Source organism: Palleronia aestuarii, from assembly GCF_003253995.1.
Taxonomy (GTDB): Bacteria; Pseudomonadota; Alphaproteobacteria; order Rhodobacterales; family Rhodobacteraceae; genus Palleronia; species Palleronia aestuarii.
The window spans coordinates 1-17,285 of the sequence record NZ_QKZL01000040.1 but is presented as its reverse complement, the minus strand read 5'-3'; the positions used below and the strand labels follow the sequence as shown (position 1 = coordinate 17,285).

Genomic DNA, 17,285 nt, shown 5'->3' with positions numbered 1-17,285 from the left:
ACCGTCATGATCGACGGTGAGGCCCAAGGCGCCACTGGTCCGAGCCCCGGCCGAACGAGCTCAAGGCGCACAGAACGGCGACCAGCATGACCGCGAAAAAGGGGGGCGTGGCTGCCTGATCGGCCGGAGTTCGAGGACTAGGAAACGATCCAGTGGATCGTTTTTCCGAGGACGGCGGCATGAACACCAAGCTGCACGCCGTCTGCGACAGCCAGGGGCGCCTACTGGACCTGTTCGTGACCGCCGGGCAGGCAAGCGATTACATCGGTGCCTGAACTGGCCCCCGTTTCGACCGGACACTTGGGCATAGCCATGGAGGCTTAGGCATATGCCTGAGCACGTGCTTATGTCTGAGATTGAGATCATCACCGATGGCGGCCGTCGGCGCCGCTGGTCCGCGAGAGAGAAGATGCGGATCGTGGAGGAGACGCTGGAGGAAGGCACCAGCATTTCGGTCGTGGCCCGCCGGAATGGTGTTGCGCCGAACCTGCTGTATCGTTGGCGCCGTCTGATGTTGGATGGAGGAGCTGTGGCCGTGTCCGGGAATGACGACGTGACCAGCAATCGCGCTGTTCGGCAGATGGGGGAGCGCATCCGCGAGCTTGAGCGGCAGCTCGGCCGCAAGACGCTGGAAGTCGAGATCCTCAAAGAGGCGCTGGACAAGACCCGCTCAAAAAAACGGACGTGGCTCGCGCAGTCGCAGCCGAAGGACGGTTCCCGATGAAGGTCGTGGCCGAGACTTTGGGCGTCTCCCGCTCGAACCTGCACGCCCGGCTGAACGGGAGCGCGAAGCCGCGGCGGCGCTACCACAAGGCGCAAGACGCGGCGGTTCTGCCGTTGATCACGGCATTGGTGGCGGCGCGCCCCACCTACGGCTAGTGCCGGAGTTGCCAGTGGTTGCGCCACTGGTCCGAGCGACCACTGGCGACGCGCTTTTGAACCGGCAGCTCCGCGCTCAAGGCGGCGCGCCCGTGAACCACAAACGCGTCTACCGCATCATGAAGACGCACAACCTCCTGCTCGCTCGCAGATACACCGAACGGCCGGAGCAGACCCATGAAGGCAAGGTGGTCACCATGCGCTCGAACATCCGCTGGTGCTCGGACGGCTTCGAGTTCACTTGCTGGAACGGTGATGTCGTGCGCGGCGCTTTCGTCATCGACGCGCACGATCGGGAGATCATCTCCTGGCGGACCGTCGTGAACGCTGGCATCAGTGGCTCGGACATCCGTGACATGATGCTGGAAGCGGTCGAACGGCGGTTCGAGACCTATAGGGCGCCGCATCCCGTCGAAATGCTGAGCGACAATGGCTCGTGTTACACCGCCCGGGATACGCGCATCTTCGCCAGCCAGCTTGGCCTGAGGCCCTGCTACACGCCGGTGAAGAGCCCCGAGAGCAACGGGATAGCGGAGGCGTTCGTGAAGACGCTGAAGCGCGACTACGTCCATGTCACGCCGTTGGGTGACGCCGCCACAGTCCTCGGATTGATCGCCGGGTGGATCGAGGACTACAACGACAATCACCCGCACTCAGGGCTGAAGATGCGCTCGCCTCGCGAGTTCATCTCAGCTCAAACCGCAACCGCCTGAGTGTCCGCTGAAACGGGGGCAAGACCACCTTCATTGCCGCCCACGCAGCCGAGCATGCCATCCGCCTGATGTGCCGGGCGCTCTCGGTCAGCCCGAGCCGGTTCCATGCCTAGCGCGCTGCCGAGCCGAAGCGGGCAGCGCGCCAGGCCGCGCGGGGCGTTCTGGCTGGCAAGAACCGCGATATCTTCGACGGGAGCCGACAGTGCTACGGGGCGCCGCGGCTCTATGCCGAGCTGCTCTTCCAAGGCTTGCGGATCTCCCGGAAGACGGTGGCCAAGATCATGAAGGACGATGGCATCACATCACCGCGGCGAGGACGCCGCGTGCCGCGGACGATCGACAGTCGGCACAGGCTCGGAATCGCGCCGAACCTTCTGAAACGCAATTTCCAGGCCATGATGCCGGACACCGTCTGGCTGACCGACATCAGCTGTATCCCGACGGGCGAAGGCTGGCTCTACCTCTCCGCGGTCGAGGACATGGCCGCGATGGAGATTGTCGGGTGGTCGATGTCCGAGCGCCTCCAGGTTAGCCTGGCGGTCGATGCGATGCGGATGGCGCTGCAAAACCGCCGGCACCCGACTGGGCTGATGTGCCACTCCGATCGCGACGTGCAATACGCCGGCGGCAACTACCGGCGACTCTTGCGCGCCTACAAGGCCCGCCGATCGATGAGCGGAAAAGGCAACTGTCTGGACAACGCTCCGATGGAAAGCTTCTTCGGCTCGTTGAAGACCGAGCTGGTCCATCGCACCCGTTTTCGCTCACGCCGCGAGGCCAAGGCAACGTTGTTTGAGTACATCGCTATCTTCTACAACCAGCAACGACACCATTCGAGCATCGGCAACCCCACGCCGGAGCAGGCGAGGCTCGACATGTCCGATGCCGAGGCCGCGTAATGACCCTGCACCCAGTTAGCCATCAGGGGGTAGCGTCAATCATGGATTGACCCGCGATCGTCTGCCGTGCAACCGACTGCTCGAGGCCGCGCGCGACGGGCCCGAAGAAGCACGCCTGGCGCTCGACCTGCTCACCGGCCCGCTGCGCGATCCGGAGGAGCCGATTGAGGCAGAGACCGACCGGATCACAGAGGAACAGAAGGCCGACCCGCTTGACCGGCGGCTCGCCACGATTCCGGGATTGGGCACGATTACGACTTCGGCCTTCGCGGCAACGTCGCCGGACGTCGCCGCCTTCCGTTCCACGCACGACTACGCCGCTTGGCTGAGGCTCACACCGTGGGCTATCTCCTTGGACAGGAATGAACGGCTGGGCCGGATGTCGAAGGCGGGGAACAGGTCTCTACGACGGCTGCTCTACCTCGGCGCGATGATGAAGCCAATGTCACGCCAATGGACCGAGTGACGTCGAAAAGTGATCAGTGTGCGGCGGAGCGGCGGGCAAGTGAGACGGACGCCGCGCCCACAGGATCGACCGGATGCTCGTGAAGAAGCCGGTGAAGGTGGTTGCCGTCGCGCTTGTGGCGCGCATGGCCCTTACGGTCTGGGCGTTCGTGATGATTATCGAACTGATGGCGAGCCATCGCTCACTCGATCGCGGGAATAGCTATCGAGCCATGCCCGGCTGAGACCGAGGTCCCCACCGGACGCGTCCGATGGTCCCAAAAATGGGGCGGCGCGATGTGAGGTGATGGCACAAGGCGGAGACAAGACGGACGGAACACCCAGATCGGACTGGAGAGGCCAAGAACGCGTGCCATCGATTGGGACCCGTCCAACTCAGCGGACTTCATCATGGCGCGCGGCTGATCACTTCGCTGATGCGACGCCGCATACATGGCCCTAACCGACCGAACGACACCGGCCGAACAAAGCTCTTGCCAAGGGGCCATCCATACACTGTTCGAGACCGATGTGGCAGCAACAGATGGCTTGATACCGGCCTCGCTTGGATGCTCAGAATACTCGATGGGTGAGTACTGAAGCCGCGATCCGATTGGGGGACCTCTCCCAAGCCCTTCGCTTGCCGGCGTTGATGGAAAACCGGCTACAATGTCTTTATACCAAGACCCGCACGAACCAACGTGTTGACCCTCCCGCCCAGGATGCGCTTGGCGCAGAACTAGACGACAAGGAGCGAAGGAGACCTTGGCCCCGGTGGGGCATTCCAAGCCTCGGAACGAGGCGAAGATTACCTAGGCGGCTAGGTAAGTACAGTCGTTTTCCGTAGGGTCTGGACCGACGATGCATCCATGGACGACCCGGCAGATTGTTCGAAGCAGACATGCGGAATGGCCAATTCACCTCGTCGAGCGGAGATGGAGCCTTCTCGTCCAGCACCGTCGTCCGGTGGGGCTTCCCGCGAATTATGTCCTAAAAGCCAAATTCGTTCATCGCTTTGATCACCGTGTAGTGGGGGACGTCAAAGAATTTCCGCCCGAGTTGCCGCCGGATCTTGCAGATGTTGTTCCGCGTTACGATTGTTCCACCGAGTCAATCGCTTGACCCTTGAATTCTACTGAATTTTGTCGGACACGCGGTGGATCGCGGGACGCATGCCCGTGTCTCGCTTGGCACGCGCCGAATGTCGGGTCGTATTTGCCAGTTTCGACGCATAGTTGCAGTATGTTAACGGTGTGATCGGCGGCACTTGTGCCAGGTCTGGTCGACCCAAAGCCAGTGGAACCCCGACGGGTTGCGCCACCATTGGCAACTCCGCGCGATGAGCATGAGTGAACGACACCACCGTCTCGACCAATGGTTGAGCGTCGCCAAGGCCAATTTTGCGCTCGACGTCTTCCTCGTAGCAGTGGTGGATAATGCCTCGTCCTTGCGGAGGATTTCGTTCGCCTTCCCCACTTTCCATTCGAGCACCTTAGTCTTCCTGGCGATATTGCCCTAGATGCAGGCACGACGACCGCCTCGGGCTCCCTGATCCAATCGTTCCTAGCGTTCGCCGAACGACCGATCTCGGCTGCGAGGGACGCGATTAGCTTGCCAGCGAAAACCATGTTCGCTGTGATCATCGAGGATAATTCAGACTGCTCGGTCGCGAGCGTCCGGCGCAAACTTGTTCGTTGTCGTGCTTGCGATGGTTCCAGTCCGCTCAGACGATGGAGATTCCGGCAAACTCGGTGCGGTCCGGTCGTGCAGTGGCTTACGCTAGATCCTAGGCCCGCCATGCATTCAAATTTAAACCGGGCTACCTTGTTGCGGCAACTCGAGTCGAACTCCGGAACAGGGACGATTTCCCTGATTGCCGGCGGTCTTGTGCTGCTCTCGGCGCTAGATGGCAAACCCGATCGGCTGGTGTACCATAGTAATCATCTAAGCCGACCAGAAGGTCTGGAGCGTAGCTCGAATCCACCATATCTTCCTTGGGATCGGGGAGCACTTCTTCAAGCAAAGTATCGCGCGGCGTCGTGGCTTCCGGTTTTCAGGGCGTCACGATGACCTTGACCAGATGATCCCGGTCATGGGTCAATGGTTTCATTCGCGCCGGCAGGTCGCGCAATGCGACTATCTCCGAGAGGATCGCCCCGGTGGGCACGTCGCCGGAGCGTATCGCGGCCATGACCCGGTCGAAATCGCTTTTCAGCGCATTGCGCGAACCGATGATGCGGCTCTCGCGCTTGTGGAATTCGGCATCGGTGAAGGTCAGGTCGCCTTTGACCACGCTGACGAGCACTGTAGAGCCGCCATGGGCAACGAGGGGAAACCCCGCCTCGATCGCCTTCGCGTTGCCGGTGGCGTCGAAGACCACGTCGAACCCCTCGGACAGATTACCCGTCATGATGTCGTCGCCGGGTCGATGGATGCGGTCGAAGCCGAAATCCCGGGAGGCAATGTCGAGACGTGCGCGGCTCAGATCCATGACATGGACATCGGCCCCGGAGAGGCGCGCGAAGATGGCCGTGCCGAGGCCGATGGGGCCGGCCCCGGTGACCAGCACGCGATCGCCGGGCCCGCAGTCGGACCGTGCGACGGCGTGAGCGCCGATCGCCAGGAACTCGACCATCGCGGCGTCCTCTCGGGACAATCCGTCGGCGGGATAGAGGTTCGTTTCCGGCACCGCGATGCGGGCGCACATGCCCCCGTCGCGATGGACGCCCAGAACTTCGATCCGGGCGCAGCAATTCGGCTTTTCGCGGCGGCAGGCGCGGCATTCGCCGCACGAGATGTAGGGATTCACAACCATCAATCGCCCCGCATCGGGGCCGTCGACCGGACAACCCGAAAGCTCGTGTCCCATGACGCGGGGATAGGCGAGGAACGGGTGCAGCCCCTCGAAGATATGGTAATCGGTCCCGCAGATGCCGATGGCCGCGATATCGACCAGTCGCCATCCTTCCGGCGCATGATCGGGCAGGGGGCGCTCTTCGAGCGTCATGGTGCCCGGCTCGGCGCAAACCGCCGCCATCATCGTTCCGGTCGCGATGTCCTTCACCGGGTAACCTCCAGATTTCGAGGCTGCCAATCCATCGGCAACTCCCCCTTGATGATGAGGGACAGGACGTCGTCCTTCGTCACCTCGTCGATGCGGTTCGATCCGACAACACGGCCCTTGTTCATCACCACGACGCGGTCGCAGAGATCGAAGACGTCGTGCATGTCGTGGCTGACGAGGAAGATGCCGATTCCTTCCTCGCGCAATTGCCGGATGAGGTCGGCTACCATCGCCGTCTCCGACGGTCCGAGGGCCGCGGTCGGCTCGTCCATGATAAGGATTTTCGTGTCGAAGTAGATCGCGCGTCCGATGGCGATGACCTGTCTCTGCCCACCCGAGAGGGACGAAACCGGATCGCGCAGGTTCTTGAAGTTGGGATTGAGGCGCGAGAGCACGTCCCGCGCGGCGTCCATCATCGCGGCTTCGTCGAGATTGCCGAAGCGGGTCGTCAATTCGCGCCCGAGAAAGAGGTTTGCCGGCGCGTCGAGATGGTCCGCCAGCGCGAGTGTCTGGAAGATCGTCTCGATCCCCTTGGCGCGCGCATCGTTGGGCTCGCCGAACGCGACGGGTTTGCCATCCACGCGGATTTCACCGCCATTGGGCGTCATCGCGCCGGCAAGCATCTTCATCAGGCAGGATTTTCCGGCGCCGTTATGACCGAGGAGACCGACGACCTCGCCCGGAAAGAGGTCGATCGACACGTGATCGACCGCCCGGATGCCTCCGAAATGCTTCTCGATGTCGATCATCTCGACGAGGGGCGTGGCACCCATCTTCGGGCCTTTCGGTTTGTTGCGATGCCCGGGGCGCAGGGGATCGGCCCCGGGATCGACATGTCAGTAGAGGACGTTCTGCGCCTCGTCGGAATCGATGTTCTTCTGATCGACGAGGACGACGCCGGTATTGATGAACGCCTCCACGCTTTCGCCGTCGAGGATGTCGACCACGGTTTCGACGCCAAGCTCGCCCATCGCGAAGGATCCCTGGACGGCGATCGCATCGAGCACGCCGTCGCGGACGAATTGCTGGAGATCCGCGTTTCCGTCGAAACCGAGGGCGACGAGATCGCCCGCACGGCCAGCCTGCACGATGGCCCGCCCCATGCCCACTGCGGTAGGCTCATTGGCGCCGAAGATACCCACGAGGTCGGGATTGGCCGAAAGGACGTCCGTGGTCTGGTTGAGCGCCGTCGCCATCTGGCTTTGCGAATAATATGGCCCGACGATCTCGAGATCGGAATTCGCCTCGATATAGTCGGTAAAGCAACCCACGCGCCCGATCTCCGAACCGACGCCGGCCACGTAGGACATGATGGCGACCTTGCCCGTCGTGGCGGCCTTCTCGATCATGCGCTCCGCAACGGCTTCTCCCGCGGCGCAATTGTCAGTCGAAAGAAACGCCTGATAGCTGTCCTGGTATTGTTCGGAGAGCGCGCTGTCGATGATGACCACGGGGATCTGCGACTGGTAGGCACGCTCGACCGCCGGACCGAGCGCTTCGGGGTCGGAGGGCGCGAGAACGATACCCGCGACGCCACGATTGATCGCGTTCTCCACGAGGTTCACCTCGTCGGCGATGTTGCTCTCGGCCGCGGGGCCGTCAAAGCTCATCGTGTGTGCGTCAACCTCCTCGATTGCCGCGGAGGCACCCTTGTTCACGTTCTGCCAGAAATTCGAGTTCGTGGTCTTCACGATGACGGCGATCTCGCCCGCCTGGACCGCCCCGGCGGATATGGCGAGGGCCGAGGCGGCGGTGATGAGCTTGACGGTTTTCATTGTATCCTCCCACTGGATGTCAGGTCGCTTTCCGGGCGCGGCTCAGCTTGGCCGGTTTCGGATCTGGTCGATCCAGACCGCGCCGATGACGACGAAACCGATCACGATCTGCTGGATGAAGGCGGAGACGCCGGACATGTTGAGCCCGTTGCGCAGAATTCCGATGATGAAGGCGCCGATCAAGGTGCCGCCGACACCCCCGACGCCCCCGGAGAGCGACGCGCCGCCGATAACCGCCGCAGCGATCGCGTCCAGTTCGTACATTACGCCTTCGGAGGGCTGCGCCGTGACGAGGCGGGACATCAGCACGTTGCCGGCGATCCCGGCCAGAGCGCCGGACATCGTGTAGGCGTACAGCTTGGTGTGATCGGTACGCACTCCGGAGAGCCGCGCCGCCTCTTCGTTCGAACCGGTGGCGTAGATGTGCCGTCCGATCCGTCGGCGCCGCAGGATATACGCGATCAGCACCGCAACGACCGCGAGAAGGATCGCGGGGTAGGGGATGCCGGGGAAGATGACGCGCGGAAAGCCGCTCTGCTGCATCTCGACGACACGGAAGAGCGCGCCGTTGCCAAGCATGCCGAAGCTCCGGCCAAGCCCCGAGACAGGCGTCGCACCGGTCAGCTGAAGCGCGAGTCCACGGGCGATCAGCATCATCCCGAGCGTCGCGACGAAGGGCGGGATCCGCATCCTCGTGATGACGAAGCCGTTGAAGAGCCCGCAGGCCGCTCCGGCAAGCATGCCCAGCGTCATCGCGGGAAAAACCGGAAGCCCGGCCTTCACCGCGAAACCCGAAATGACCCCCGCGAGCGCGAGGACGGACCCGACCGACAGGTCGATCCCGCCCGTGATGATGACCATGGTCATTCCGATCCCCAGAATGCCGATCACCGAGGTCTGCAACAGGATGGTCAGACCGTTGTTCACTGAAAGGAAGGCGGAGCTCGCGAGGCCGAAACCGATCACCAGCGCGAAGAGCGTCAAGAGGGCAGACAGACGCTGCAGGGACCCGGCGCCGAAGCGGACGCGTCCGATTCCGTCGAACGCGGCTGGCTTGCCGATATCCGCCATCTGGCCCCTCCAAACACAGACTGCACTTTATAATAAAAAACGTTATCGACGGGGATCCGCTTCTGTCAATGGCTTTTGCACTCGCTATAATCGCGAAAAGTGGTGTCAAAGCGGGATGAGTGGTGATGGCGCGATCGGACACTCGCTACCGGGAAGCCTTCAACGCGATTCTCGATTTCTGCGCGACCTTGGCGCCCGGTTCTCTGATCCCGTCCGAACAGACCTTGAGCGAACGGACGAATGTGAGCCGAACGGTCGTACGCCGTTGCCTCGCCCGATTGCAGGAGCACGGCGTGATCTCGTGGCAGGGGCGCGAGAAGGTCCTTCTGCGCATGCCGGTTCGAAACGACAGGCTCGAGATCGGCGCGCTGAAGGTATCTCCGGAAGACCTGGAGGGACGGTTCCTGGACTGGATCCTGCGGTTCGACATTCCGGCAGGAACGCCGTTGTCGATTGCGGACCTGTCCCGGAAATTCGAGGTGCCCCAGCATGAGTTGAAGGAGTTCCTCGCCGGGCTCAGTCGGTTCGGACTCGTCGCACGGCGCCCGAAAGGGGGCTGGCGGCTCAGCGGGTTCACCGCGGATTTCGCCGTCGAGCTCTCGGATTTCCGTGCGTTGCTCGAACTCAATGCGGTGCGGCAAGCCGCGAACGCCCCCCCGGACGATCCGTTCTGGTCGGCGTTGAGCGATTTGAGGTCAGCGCACGTCTCGCTCAGCAAGAGGATCGATACCGACTACCATTCCTTCTCGGGTCTCGACGAACAGTTTCACCAGAGGATCAACGGCATCGTGCGGAACCGCTTCTTCAAGGAATTCCAGAAGGTCATCTCGCTGATTTTTCACTACCATTACCTCTGGAACAAGGCTGACGAGCGCGAGCGCAATGCGGCAGCCATCGAGGAGCATCTTGCGATCATCGATGCGCTGGAGGCGCGCGACGCCGACGGCGCGGTCGTGGCGGCGAGACGGCATCTGGACACGTCGAAGATGACGCTGCTGTCTTCGCTTCGCTATCACGAGCTCGCCTAGTCAGGCTGCGATCTCGCGATGTGCAGAGGTGATCGCAGCGGGACGCAAGAGGCGAAAGCTATAGCCAATATCACTGGAGTATGTGGTGCCCGGGGGCGGAATCGAACCACCGACACGAGGATTTTCAATCCACTGCTCTACCCCTGAGCTACCCGGGCCGGGGCCGACGGCGATGGGCCGCGGCGGGTGACGCCCTCTTAGACGTGGCGGATCGCCAAGTCCAGAGGCGCCGCCGCGGAAATCTCAGCTTTGCGTACCGGAATCGTCTTCGTCGGGACCTTCCTCGTCCTCCAGAGGAATCGCGTATCCGCCGGTGAGCCACCGGCCGAGATCGACATCGGCACAGCGGCGCGAACAGAAGGGACGGTATTGCGGATCGGTCGGGCGGTTACAGATCGGACAGGCCATGCAATGTCCCTCTCAGATGATCTCGCGTAAGGGAAGACGGTCGCGTTGACGGTTCAGCTCGTAGCAGCCGAGCGGGGTCCAGCCGGCGAGGATCGTTCGGACCGGATCGCGACGGAACGCTGCCTGCATCGCCTGCTCGATGACACGTCTGTCCTTCTTCGGCTGCGGTGCAAGATCAAGCGTGATCTGGCCCCCCAGCCCACGGCACCTGAGTTGCGCAGGCAGGGCACGGATCGCCGCGAGATTGGCCTTCAGACCCGCCGCAAGGGACGTATCGCCACCGGTATTGACGTCGATCGCCACCAGCGCGCGCGTGGGCTCGATGCTCATCCATCCGCCCGTGCTGAGCTCGACATGGGAGGAGCGCAGCACGTCGATGCGGTCGAGGATGCCGTGTTCCGCGAAATTTCCTTCGGCAGTCTCGATCACGTCGGGCGTTTCCCATTCCCGCCACGCCAGCATGTGCGGATCGGGACCGTCGAACAGAAGCTCGGGAAGCGTTCCCCGGTCGCCGGCGACGCGGGTGGCGAGATCGAACGTCGCAGCGATATCTTCGGCGATTTCCGCATCGTCGGCGAGGGCGGCGGTCGAGCGGAGGATCAGACCCATCTCGCCTGGCGGGCCGACCACGTCGTGGGCGATCGACAAGAGGACCTCGCGCCTGTCGTCGTCGCGGATCTGCCGCGAGACATTGTAGCCGGGCGCACCCGGCGAGACGATGACATGGCGCGACTTGAAGAGTGGACGGGAGGTGACCGGAACGGCCTTGCCGTCGGTCGCGTAGCCCGTGACCTGGACCAGGATCGTCTCCCCCGGCTTCAATCCCTTCGCATCCTTGAGCCAGCCCCGGCCGTCCGGAAGGCGGACCGTGACCCCGCCCTGACCCTTCATCTGCCGATCGATCGTGGCACGATAGATGGCGCCAGGGACCGGTCGGTTCTCCGGACCCGCGATCAGCAGATCCTCGAGCTGGCCGTCGACGACAAGCGCCGCGGCCAAACGCCCGTCGATCGTATCGAGATGGACGGCACGGCCTTTCATGCCGTCGGCCAGATCATGATGCCTGCCGCGGACAGGAGTTGCGCGGTTTCGTGGAGCGGAAGACCCACGACTGCGGAATGCGACCCGCTGATCCATGGAATAAAGGTAGAGGCAGGCCCCTGGATCGCATAGCCTCCTGCTTTGCCGCGCCAGTCACCGGTCGCGAGATACCCGTCGATCTCCGTCTTCGAAAGTCTTTTCATCCGGACCGCGCTCGTCACTTCGCGCTGCCGCATGCCGTCCGCCGATTTCACGGCGATCGCCGTGACGACCATGTGACGGCGCCCCGAAAGGGCGTCGAGAAAGCTTCGCGCCTCGACCTCGTCGGCAGGCTTGCCGAGAACCCTCCGGCCCATCGCGACGGTGGTGTCGGCGCAGAGCACGACCTCGTCCGGGGCGATCTCCACGGCTTCGGCTTTTTCCCGCGCCATGCGGGCGCAGTATGGGCGCGGTAGCTCGCCCATACGGGGGGTCTCGTCGATGTCGGGGGGGCGAACCTCGTCCGGCACGAGACCGAGCTGTGCCAGCAGGTCGAGCCGACGCGGCGAGCCGGATCCGAGGATCAGGCGCATCCGCTTACTTGAAGCGATAGTTGATCCGCCCCTTCGTCAGGTCGTAGGGGGTCATCTCCACCTGGACTTTGTCGCCTGCGAGAACGCGGATACGGTTCTTTCGCATCTTGCCGGCCGTATGCGCGATGATCTCATGGCCGTTTTCCAACTCGACCCTGAATGTCGCATTCGGCAGCAATTCCTTCACGACACCCGGGAATTCGAGAAGTTCTTCCTTGGCCATGCTTGCTCCTGATTTGCAGCCCCGTTGCGGGCGTGCCACTAAATGGTGCGGTTTGAGCGACAAATCAAGCTGTCATATGACGGTCTCGCGATGCAAATCAGCCCGAGCGTTCCATCACGCAGACAAGCGTGAACAATCGCTTCGCGGTCCGCCCATCCATCACGATCCGGTCGCCAAGACGATCGCGCAATTGCCGCGCGGCTTCGTCATGCAAGTCCCGCCTGGCGGTGTCGAGTGCCTCGATCTGCGCCGGGGGCAGCGATCTGACGGCCGCCTCGTAGCTTTCGCAGAGCGAGCCGTAATCCTTCGCCACCTGCGCAAGCGGGCCGAGAGATATCCGGATGTCCTTCGTACCACCAGACGGCGGGTCGACCTCGAAGGCGAGTACCTGATCCTGAAGGCCAAGCCGTAGTCGATAGGGGCCCGGGGGACCCTCCGCGAGGGAGAAACTGTTCTCCTCCAGAAGATCGAAGATCGCGACGCGGTGTTCGTGGTCCGCCTCGAGGGAGGGAGGTACGAGGAGTTCGATCGCCTCGAGCCTGTCGGTCACGGAGCGGGCTCGTTCAGTCGAGCGAGCCGTGCCCGAACGCTCAATCCATGCGCCTCGAGGCTCTCGGACCGCGCGAGGGTCTCGGCCGCCGGACCGATGGCCTTGAGCGCGCCGGGGGTCATTTTCGCGAGCGTCGTGCGTTTCATGAAGTCGAGGACGGAGAGGCCGGAAGAGAATCGAGCGGACCTGGAAGTGGGAAGCACGTGGTTTGGCCCGCCGACGTAATCGCCGATCGCCTCGGGCGTCCACTTTCCGAGAAACATGGCCCCCGCGTTGAAAATATTGGCGGCCAGCGGTTCCGGTTCGTCAACGCAGAGTTCCAGATGTTCTGGCGCGATCTGGTCCGCTAGGACGGCGGCTTCGCCAAGATCATGAACCGTGATGATGGCCCCGTGATCGCGCCAGCTCGCCCCCGCGATCTCGCGTCGCTCGATCGTCCGGAGACGGTCGGCAACGGCATCGGCCACGGCTTCGCCGAAAAGCGGATCGGTCGTGATCAGGATCGCCTGTGCCTTGGCATCGTGTTCGGCCTGGCTCAGAAGGTCGAGCGCGATCCAGTCCGGCTCGTTGGAGCCGTCGGCGATCACCACAATCTCCGATGGCCCGGCGATCATGTCGATACCGACGCGGCCGAAGACACGGCGCTTTGCGGCGGCGACATAGGCGTTGCCCGGGCCGGTGATCTTGTCGACACGCGCGACGCTCTCGGTGCCATAGGCCAATGCCGCGATCGCCTGAGCCCCGCCAAGACGGTAGACCGTATCCACCCCGGCAAGCTTGGCGGCAAGCAAGACCAGGGGGTTCACCTTTCCGTCGGGCGTGGGCGTCGTCATGACCATCCGTTCCACACCGGCAACGCCGGCGGGGATCGCATTCATCAGGACGGAGGACGGATAGGACGCGGTGCCGCCCGGCACGTAGAGCCCGACCGCCCCCATCGCGTTCCAGCGCCAGCCGAGGCGCGCGCCGGCCTCATCCGTCCAGTTCGCGTCCTCGGGCAACTGCCGAAGGTGATAGGCCCTGATGCGGTCCGCGGCGAGCCGAAGCGCATCGGCCTCCGCCACCGGCACGCGGGCGATCTCCGCCTCGATCTCCTCGGTCGTGAAGGCCAGCGTTGCCGCGGTCAGCTCGATCCGGTCGTGCCGCCGGGTGGCGTCGATGAGGGCCGCATCGCCGCGCGCGCGGACATCGGCAAGGATCTCGTCGACCGCCGCCTCGACATCCGCGTCCTCCTCGCGCGTGCTTTCGAGAAGGGCAGCGAACCGCGCCTCGAAATCGTCTTGTGAGGTCGAAAGGATGTGCGGCATGGACGGATCTTTCCTCGGCAGCGGGGACGGTTCGAGACGCGTGCGGATCACCGCACCGTCCGACGGGTCATTCCTCGTGACGGGGCACATGCCCGGACGGTGCGGCGTAGGGACGTGTCACATCCTCGAGCGTTACTTCCAGCGCCTCGACATCGATCGCGATGGCTCCGTCACCGGCGAGGGTGAGAAGGATCCGGCCCGCTCCGTCGTCTCCGGGCTCCACCGAAATGGAGAGGAGCGAGAGAACGAGATCGAGATCGGACCTGTCGATCCCGTTGGTGCGCACCGCCGTCACGTCCTCGACCGCCAGGACCGACTGGACACGCTCCACGCTTCGTCCCTCGCGGCTCGCGCGATCTTCCCAGCGGAAGCGGTTGAGGAGGAGCCCGAACCGCCGTTTCGGCCGATGCCACGCCATTTCCGTGATCGGAAAGATCGCGTCCTGCACCAGGGTCGAGACGACCTGAAGGTCCTCGGCATCCATCGCACGAAGCCGGACAGGGCGCTCTCGCGCATCCTCGAACCGCGCATCTTCTGTCATCGCTCAGTCACCCGTTCGACGCGGGCACCGACGGCGCCCAGTTTTTCCTCGACCCGTTCGTATCCGCGATCGAGATGGTAGACGCGGTTCACGACCGTCTCTCCCTCCGCCGCGAGCCCCGCGAGGATGAGCGAGACGGAGGCGCGCAGATCGGTCGCCATGACCGGCGCACCCTTCAGCCGTTCCACACCGGTGACGGTCGCCTGTCCGCCATGGACGTCGATCCGCGCGCCCATCCGCATGAGCTCCGGGGCATGCATGAAACGGTTCTCGAAGATCGTCTCCTCGAGCACGCTGGTCCCGTCGGCGGTGCAGAGAAGCGCCATCATCTGTGCCTGCAGGTCGGTCGGGAAACCCGGGAACGGCTGCGTCGAGACGTCCACGGCCCGAACCCGGCCGTTCTTCCGCGCGACCTTGATCCCCGCCGGTGTCTCGCTGACCGAGATGCCGGCCGCATCGAGCTTTTCGGAGAAGGCCCCGACAAGGTCGATGCGACCGCCCAGACATTCTACCGTTCCCCCGCAAATCGCCGGGGCGAGCATGTAGGTGCCGAGCTCGATCCGGTCGGTGACGACGGGATGGGTCGCGCCGCCGAGCTCCGTGACGCCCTCGACCGTGATCGTCGAGGTGCCGTCGCCCTCGATCCGCGCGCCCATGCGGCGCAAGCAGGTCGCAAGATCGACGATCTCGGGCTCGCGCGCCGCATTGGCGATCACCGTCGTGCCCCGTGCGAGCGTCGCGGCCATCAGCACGTTCTCGGTCGCGCCCACCGACACGATCGGAAAGTCGATCCTCCCGCCGCGGAGACCTTTCGGCGCGGTGGCGTGGACGTAGCCGTCGCGCAGCTCAAGTTCCGCACCGAGCGCCTCAAGCGCGGTCAGGTGCAGATCGACGGGACGCGCACCGATCGCGCAGCCGCCGGGCAGCGAGACGATCGCATGCCCGTCCCGGGCAAGGAGCGGGCCTAAAACGAGGATCGAGGCACGCATCTTCCGGACGATGTCGTAATCTGCGGTGTGATTCGTGAGCGCGTGGGAAGAAAGCGCGAGGACGCGCCCGTCCTGAAGTTGCGTGACCTCGACCCCCAGCGAGCGCAGGAGCGTGGTCATCGTCGCGATGTCCGACAGCCGCGGCGCATTCGTCAGGGTCAGCGGCGCCTCGCTCAGGAGCGTCGCAGGCATCAGGGCGAGACATGCGTTCTTCGCCCCGGCAATGGGGATCTGGCCGTCGAGGGGGCGTCCGCCCGTGATCACGATGGAATCCATCTAGCGCTTCGGTCCTTCGGTTTCGCGGGGCTTCGTCTCGGTCGGGGCCTGTGCCGCGCGCGCGCGGGCCTGTGCCTTGCGCTTCGACATGTTGGCCTTAAGCGCGGCCTTCAGCCGGTCCGCGCGGTCCGATCCTCCGGGTCTTCCCGTTCGCTCCTTCGTCATCCGGCTTTCGTAGCGCAGCGTCCGGGTGGGGTCTAGGCGGCACGACCGCCTCGCTGCCTCGAAAAACCCCGGCAGAACCCTTGCGCGGACAGGCGCGAGCGTCTAATCACCCGCCACGATCGGCGCTGTGGTAGCTCAGTGGTAGAGCACACCCTTGGTAAGGGTGAGGTCGAGAGTTCAATCCTCTCTCACAGCACCATTTTTTAATATGTTAGTCGGAATTGCGCTCTGCATGTCGCGTGATTGGGCAGCACCGGGGCAACACGACTCCTCGGGGACCTTCGAGCTGGGGAGTTCGCTGAGTCCACACAAATTGCGTACGGCGCTGCATAATCCTGCCGTTCTCGTCAGACGCACTACTGCTGATCGGGCGGGCAAGGCCAAATCGGTACTTCTGCCGCGGTAGTGAAATCCTAAGTGGTCCTGGCGCAGCGGACGTCATCTTGGGCGGATTGCAGACCTTCTCTGCGCGTGCGAACCGAGCTCTGCCAGATTATGAGGCGGACACTCCGCCAGGATCGCGCAGCGGGACCCCAGGTCACCTACAGGGAGGAAGGATTGCCAACATTCGCCGCCGGTGCGCACGCAACTAGCCAAAATCGCGAAGCCGAACGTCAGACCAAACCAAGATCGAATTATGTCATACGCCACGCCAATGCGGCACAGAGCCCAAGCTGACGATTTCTGCACCAAACCCACGGGATCATTGCAACCGCTGTAAACGTGAGAGCCAAGCTTCAGCCTCCTGTTTGCGACCTGACTTTCGCATTAGATAGCTAATATCATTGACCGACACCTCAATCCTCGGTCCCCAGTAAGAGAGATTGTGGATGCGGCGCTCAAAGGCGACTTCCGCAGCTTCAGTTAAGATTTCTACGGCCTCATTGAAGCCGCCACGCTCTGACACCAGCGGTGCGAGGGCGTTTAGGACGTCGTAATGTACGCCCGCATAGGCCTCATCTACATGCGGGTTCCTTGCAACAAGGTCCCGCGCCAATCGTAGGCTCAGGACCCATTGATTGACGACGTTGGTCGTGATTCAGGCTCCGCGAGGAGACAACATGCATGAGCAACCTGTTTTGGCTGACCGAGGCGCAGATGGCGCGGCTGCGGCCGTACTTCCCGAAGAGCCATGGCCGCCCCCGTGTCGACGACAGACGGGTCCTGAGCGGCATAATCTTTGTCAACCGTAATGGGTTGCGCTGGTGCGATGCCCCCAGTGAGTATGGCCCCCCGAAGACGCTCTCTAACCGATGGAAGCGGTGGAGCGATATGGGTGTGTTCGCCAGGATCATGGACGGCTTGGCGGCCGAGGGCGCGGAACGGCAGACGATCATGAT

18 protein-coding genes, 2 tRNA genes and 3 pseudogenes are annotated in these 17,285 nt (G+C 63.4%); 8 read left to right on the top strand and 15 right to left on the bottom strand.

Translation table 11 applies throughout. The features are described from left to right. Positions 1-59: 59 nt before the first annotated feature. The 5 genes and pseudogenes from LX81_RS20375 to LX81_RS22395 form a co-directional block, all read left to right on the top strand. A pseudogene (locus LX81_RS20375) lies at positions 60-272 on the top strand (hypothetical protein); the annotation flags it as partial. A 56-nt stretch (positions 273-328) separates the two neighbouring features. Continuing rightward, a pseudogene (locus tag LX81_RS20370) lies at positions 329-1,592 on the top strand (IS3 family transposase). Between the two features lie 146 nt (positions 1,593-1,738). Beyond that, positions 1,739-2,491, top strand: a pseudogene (locus LX81_RS20365) (IS3 family transposase); the annotation flags it as partial. Positions 2,492-2,537: 46 nt separating this feature from the next. Then, the gene (locus tag LX81_RS20360; protein ID WP_111539111.1) at positions 2,538-2,957 is read left to right on the top strand and encodes a transposase; all 420 of its coding nucleotides are present in this window, start codon (positions 2,538-2,540) and stop codon (positions 2,955-2,957) included. A 73-nt stretch (positions 2,958-3,030) separates the two neighbouring features. Beyond that, on the top strand, positions 3,031-3,180 hold the full coding sequence (locus LX81_RS22395; protein ID WP_170134067.1) for a hypothetical protein: 150 nt from the start codon (positions 3,031-3,033) through the stop codon (positions 3,178-3,180). 887 nt (positions 3,181-4,067) lie between these two features. On the opposite strand, the gene LX81_RS22610 is transcribed toward LX81_RS22395, so the two are convergent. From LX81_RS22610 to LX81_RS20335, 5 genes are all read right to left on the bottom strand, one after another. Next, positions 4,068-4,418 carry a hypothetical protein gene (locus LX81_RS22610; protein WP_146259500.1) on the bottom strand — a complete coding sequence of 117 codons (351 nt, stop codon included), beginning with the start codon at positions 4,416-4,418 and terminating at the stop codon, positions 4,068-4,070. A gap of 570 nt (positions 4,419-4,988) precedes the next feature. After that, the gene (locus tag LX81_RS20350) at positions 4,989-5,999 is read right to left on the bottom strand and encodes a zinc-binding alcohol dehydrogenase family protein (protein ID WP_234822760.1); all 1,011 of its coding nucleotides are present in this window, start codon (positions 5,997-5,999) and stop codon (positions 4,989-4,991) included. After that, the gene (locus tag LX81_RS20345; RefSeq protein ID WP_211322846.1) at positions 5,996-6,772 is read right to left on the bottom strand and encodes an ATP-binding cassette domain-containing protein; all 777 of its coding nucleotides are present in this window, start codon (positions 6,770-6,772) and stop codon (positions 5,996-5,998) included. Before LX81_RS20345 ends, LX81_RS20350 begins: the two co-directional genes overlap by 4 nt. Before the next feature lie 63 nt (positions 6,773-6,835). Next, complete coding sequence (locus tag LX81_RS20340; protein WP_111539109.1) at positions 6,836-7,774, bottom strand: ABC transporter substrate-binding protein; 939 nt, start codon at positions 7,772-7,774, stop codon at positions 6,836-6,838. Positions 7,775-7,816: 42 nt separating this feature from the next. Then, complete coding sequence (locus LX81_RS20335; RefSeq protein WP_111539108.1) at positions 7,817-8,845, bottom strand: ABC transporter permease; 1,029 nt, start codon at positions 8,843-8,845, stop codon at positions 7,817-7,819. 125 nt (positions 8,846-8,970) lie between these two features. On the opposite strand from LX81_RS20335, the gene LX81_RS20330 reads away from it, so the two are divergent. After that, the gene (locus tag LX81_RS20330; RefSeq protein WP_111539107.1) at positions 8,971-9,873 is read left to right on the top strand and encodes a GntR family transcriptional regulator; all 903 of its coding nucleotides are present in this window, start codon (positions 8,971-8,973) and stop codon (positions 9,871-9,873) included. 83 nt (positions 9,874-9,956) lie between these two features. Here LX81_RS20330 and LX81_RS20325 read toward each other — a convergent pair. The 10 genes from LX81_RS20325 to LX81_RS22390 form a co-directional block, all read right to left on the bottom strand. Next, positions 9,957-10,031: transfer RNA gene (locus LX81_RS20325), tRNA-Phe, on the bottom strand. Between the two features lie 85 nt (positions 10,032-10,116). Continuing rightward, a complete protein-coding gene (locus LX81_RS20320; protein ID WP_111539106.1) occupies positions 10,117-10,281 on the bottom strand; it encodes a DNA gyrase inhibitor YacG in 165 nt (54 codons plus the stop codon). 12 nt (positions 10,282-10,293) lie between these two features. Continuing rightward, entirely contained in the window at positions 10,294-11,322 is a 1,029-nt protein-coding gene (locus tag LX81_RS20315) for a ribonuclease E/G (RefSeq protein ID WP_111539105.1), read from the bottom strand. Next, complete coding sequence (locus tag LX81_RS20310; RefSeq protein ID WP_111539104.1) at positions 11,319-11,894, bottom strand: Maf family protein; 576 nt, start codon at positions 11,892-11,894, stop codon at positions 11,319-11,321. The genes LX81_RS20315 and LX81_RS20310 overlap by 4 nt, the downstream gene beginning before the upstream one ends. 4 nt (positions 11,895-11,898) lie before the next feature. Further along, entirely contained in the window at positions 11,899-12,117 is a 219-nt protein-coding gene (gene infA, locus LX81_RS20305) for a translation initiation factor IF-1 (protein WP_007205486.1), read from the bottom strand. A 97-nt stretch (positions 12,118-12,214) separates the two neighbouring features. After that, positions 12,215-12,667 carry a UPF0262 family protein gene (locus LX81_RS20300; protein ID WP_111539103.1) on the bottom strand — a complete coding sequence of 151 codons (453 nt, stop codon included), beginning with the start codon at positions 12,665-12,667 and terminating at the stop codon, positions 12,215-12,217. Then, positions 12,664-13,974 (bottom strand): histidinol dehydrogenase, encoded by a 1,311-nt coding sequence (gene hisD / locus LX81_RS20295; RefSeq protein WP_111539102.1) that lies wholly within the window; start codon positions 13,972-13,974, stop codon positions 12,664-12,666. Before hisD ends, LX81_RS20300 begins: the two co-directional genes overlap by 4 nt. Before the next feature lie 67 nt (positions 13,975-14,041). Next, a complete protein-coding gene (locus tag LX81_RS20290) occupies positions 14,042-14,515 on the bottom strand; it encodes a DUF2948 family protein (RefSeq protein WP_111539101.1) in 474 nt (157 codons plus the stop codon). After that, the gene (gene murA, locus LX81_RS20285) at positions 14,512-15,780 is read right to left on the bottom strand and encodes a UDP-N-acetylglucosamine 1-carboxyvinyltransferase (protein ID WP_111539100.1); all 1,269 of its coding nucleotides are present in this window, start codon (positions 15,778-15,780) and stop codon (positions 14,512-14,514) included. Before murA ends, LX81_RS20290 begins: the two co-directional genes overlap by 4 nt. Then, complete coding sequence (locus LX81_RS22390; protein ID WP_170134066.1) at positions 15,781-15,945, bottom strand: hypothetical protein; 165 nt, start codon at positions 15,943-15,945, stop codon at positions 15,781-15,783. A gap of 124 nt (positions 15,946-16,069) precedes the next feature. On the opposite strand from LX81_RS22390, the gene LX81_RS20280 reads away from it, so the two are divergent. Both LX81_RS20280 and LX81_RS20275 read left to right on the top strand, forming a co-directional pair. After that, positions 16,070-16,144, top strand: a tRNA-Thr gene (locus LX81_RS20280). A gap of 866 nt (positions 16,145-17,010) precedes the next feature. Beyond that, the coding region (locus LX81_RS20275; RefSeq protein ID WP_146259499.1) for a transposase at positions 17,011-17,285 on the top strand (275 nt) is incomplete at its 3' end.

Excerpts from the sequence above, each read along its gene's own strand:
- LX81_RS20335 (WP_111539108.1), bottom strand. The coding sequence starts at position 8,845 with ATGGCGGATATCGGCAAGCCAGCCGCGTTCGACGGAATCGGACGCGTC.
- LX81_RS22395 (WP_170134067.1), top strand. The coding sequence starts at position 3,031 with ATGCTCGTGAAGAAGCCGGTGAAGGTGGTTGCCGTCGCGCTTGTGGCG.
- LX81_RS22390 (WP_170134066.1), bottom strand. The coding sequence starts at position 15,945 with ATGACGAAGGAGCGAACGGGAAGACCCGGAGGATCGGACCGCGCGGAC.
- LX81_RS20290 (WP_111539101.1), bottom strand. The coding sequence starts at position 14,515 with ATGACAGAAGATGCGCGGTTCGAGGATGCGCGAGAGCGCCCTGTCCGG.
- LX81_RS20330 (WP_111539107.1), top strand. The coding sequence starts at position 8,971 with ATGGCGCGATCGGACACTCGCTACCGGGAAGCCTTCAACGCGATTCTC.
- hisD (WP_111539102.1), bottom strand. The coding sequence starts at position 13,974 with ATGCCGCACATCCTTTCGACCTCACAAGACGATTTCGAGGCGCGGTTC.
- infA (WP_007205486.1), bottom strand. The coding sequence starts at position 12,117 with ATGGCCAAGGAAGAACTTCTCGAATTCCCGGGTGTCGTGAAGGAATTG.
- LX81_RS20315 (WP_111539105.1), bottom strand. The coding sequence starts at position 11,322 with ATGAAAGGCCGTGCCGTCCATCTCGATACGATCGACGGGCGTTTGGCC.
- LX81_RS20345 (WP_211322846.1), bottom strand. The coding sequence starts at position 6,772 with ATGGGTGCCACGCCCCTCGTCGAGATGATCGACATCGAGAAGCATTTC.
- LX81_RS22610 (WP_146259500.1), bottom strand. The coding sequence starts at position 4,418 with ATGGAAAGTGGGGAAGGCGAACGAAATCCTCCGCAAGGACGAGGCATT.
- LX81_RS20310 (WP_111539104.1), bottom strand. The coding sequence starts at position 11,894 with ATGCGCCTGATCCTCGGATCCGGCTCGCCGCGTCGGCTCGACCTGCTG.
- murA (WP_111539100.1), bottom strand. The coding sequence starts at position 15,780 with ATGGATTCCATCGTGATCACGGGCGGACGCCCCCTCGACGGCCAGATC.
- LX81_RS20320 (WP_111539106.1), bottom strand. The coding sequence starts at position 10,281 with ATGGCCTGTCCGATCTGTAACCGCCCGACCGATCCGCAATACCGTCCC.
- LX81_RS20340 (WP_111539109.1), bottom strand. The coding sequence starts at position 7,774 with ATGAAAACCGTCAAGCTCATCACCGCCGCCTCGGCCCTCGCCATATCC.